The organism is Dethiosulfatibacter sp. (assembly GCF_983023055.1).
On the sequence record NZ_CEZJXU010000412.1, the window covers coordinates 1 to 2,312 of the forward strand.

The following is a 2,312-nucleotide window of genomic DNA, read 5'->3' on the forward strand; positions in this document are numbered from 1 at the left end:
ACTATCTGTTTCACATCTAACGCGACTATGTCGCTGTGACCTATTTAACGCAGCAAAGCTGCTTTCTTGTTTGTTTGGGAGGGATTGTTATGTATCTATATTTAATAAGACATGGAGAGACTGACTGGAATACGGAGAAACGTATGCAGGGACAGATTGATATAAATTTGAATATGAATGGAGTTCACCAGGCCAGGGTTCTTGGACAGAAGCTCAAGGATGAATACAATATCAAAAAGCTCTATTCAAGTCCCCTTACAAGAGCATATATGACGGGAAAGATTGCTGGTGATATACTTGGTCTTGAATGCGAAAAAAGAGAAGAACTCATGGAATTCAATTTCGGAGACTGGCAGGGAATGACCTACGATGAAATAGAGAAAAGATATCCAAGAGATTGGAGAAATTGGAAAAGCTGCAGCCATCTCTCAAAAATAAATGGAGGGGAAACCTTCATAGCGGGACTAAAAAGGATATCAAAGTCAATAGGTGAAATAGTGAAGTCCAATGATGAGAATACTGCAATAATAACTCACGGGACATCAATTGAATTTTACATAAACTATATGTTGAACACTAAAATAGAAGAAATAAAAATGGAAAAGTTAATTGGAGAAAACACTTCAATATATAAGATATATATAGACAAGGAACACAATATTAACAGGCTGGAGGCATAAATGACACCTGGATTTGTAATTGCTGGGACAAACAGCGGAGTAGGAAAAACTACAGTATCAACGGGAATCATGTATGTGATGTCGGAATATATGAAGGTTCAGCCCTTCAAGACAGGACCGGACTACATAGACCCTGCATACCACACTTTTATTACAGGACTGAAAAGCAGGAACCTGGATACATGGATAAATGAAGAGAATACCATTAAATACCTTTACAACAAGAATGCAAAGGATGCTGACATAGCAGTTGTTGAAGGAGTAATGGGACTTTACGATAGCAAGGAAATCGGTGAGAAAAAAGGAAGCACAGCCTATCTGGCAGAGGTTCTCAACCTTCCAGTACTTCTCATAGTTGACGGGAAGGGAATGGCTGGAAGTGCAGCAGCAATTGTAAAGGGTTATGCAGAGCTTGATCCCGATGCAAATGTTAAGGGAGTGATCTTCAACAATGTAGCTGCCATGCATTATAAGCTTCTTAAAGATGCGGTTGAAAAATATACAGATGTGAAGGTATATGGATATATTGAAAAATTGCCTGAGATAGAGCTGCCATCAAGGCATCTAGGACTTGTTCCATCATGTGAAATAGAGGATCTAAAGGAACAGCTCAATATTTTGAGGGATAGAATAAAGAATACAGTAGATTTTCAAGGTCTTCAAGAACTTGCTAACACAGCTGGAGAAATCGAATTTGAAGGCATTAATATAGAGAAAAAAGAACCAATAAGAATAGGCATAGCAAAAGACAGCGCCTTTAACTTCTATTACGAAGATAATATAGACCTACTAAAGGAAATGGGAGCTGAATTAATCGAGTTCAGTCCTCTCGAATCAAAACTCATACCAAATAACCTACATCTTCTGTTATTCGGAGGAGGGTTTCCGGAAGTTTTTGCAGAGGATCTTCAAAATAACCATTCCATCAGAGAAGATCTGAAAGCAAAGCTCCAAGAAGGAATTCCCTACCTCTCCGAATGCGGGGGAATGATGTATCTCTGCGACGAAATCATTGATTTCAACGGAGATAGGTATGAAATGACAGGATATCTGAAAGGATATACTGAAATGACAAAGAAGCTTCAGAGATTCGGATATGCAACCATTAAGATTGAAGAAGAATGCATTTATGGAAAAGCTGGAAATGAAATAAGAGTACATGAATTCCATAGATCAAAGGATCATATAGATGAAAAGAAGGTTTTTCATATACACAAGGACAGGAATGGCAAGGTTTCAAAGGAATGGGAATGCGGATATGTGAAAGGCAATGGTGCAAGTTCCTACGCCCACTTCCACTACTATTCAAATTTGGAAATGATAAACAGTGTATACGACAAGGCTGTTGAATACAAGAAAGCAGCTACGCTGCGTTAACCGGGTCACGCTTCATGTGACCATAACGGTTATTAAGATGCGAAGGAAAGACACCTTAATAGCGTAATACCAACGTTTCAAGGGATTACGTACTTTAGACTTTCTTAAGCTGAAAGAATTCACTAGTTAAAGTGTAAAAGCATATATATAAGGACCATGGGTTGCCTGAATAACTCAAATTTTTATGGAGATATGATTTATCATATAATAAAAAATGACTGAATATATTAAAAATCCTGAAAAAATCGAAGAAAA

General features: G+C 37.7%; 2 protein-coding genes. Both read left to right on the plus strand.

Translation table 11 applies throughout. From position 1 onward, the window contains the following. The first annotated feature begins 89 nt into the window (after positions 1–89). The gene (locus tag AC3AX0_RS11755) at positions 90–680 is read left to right on the plus strand and encodes a histidine phosphatase family protein (protein WP_487550473.1); all 591 of its coding nucleotides are present in this window, start codon (positions 90–92) and stop codon (positions 678–680) included. Then, complete coding sequence (locus AC3AX0_RS11760) at positions 681–2,057, plus strand: cobyrinic acid a,c-diamide synthase CobB (protein ID WP_487550474.1); 1,377 nt, start codon at positions 681–683, stop codon at positions 2,055–2,057. Positions 2,058–2,312 lie beyond the last annotated feature (255 nt).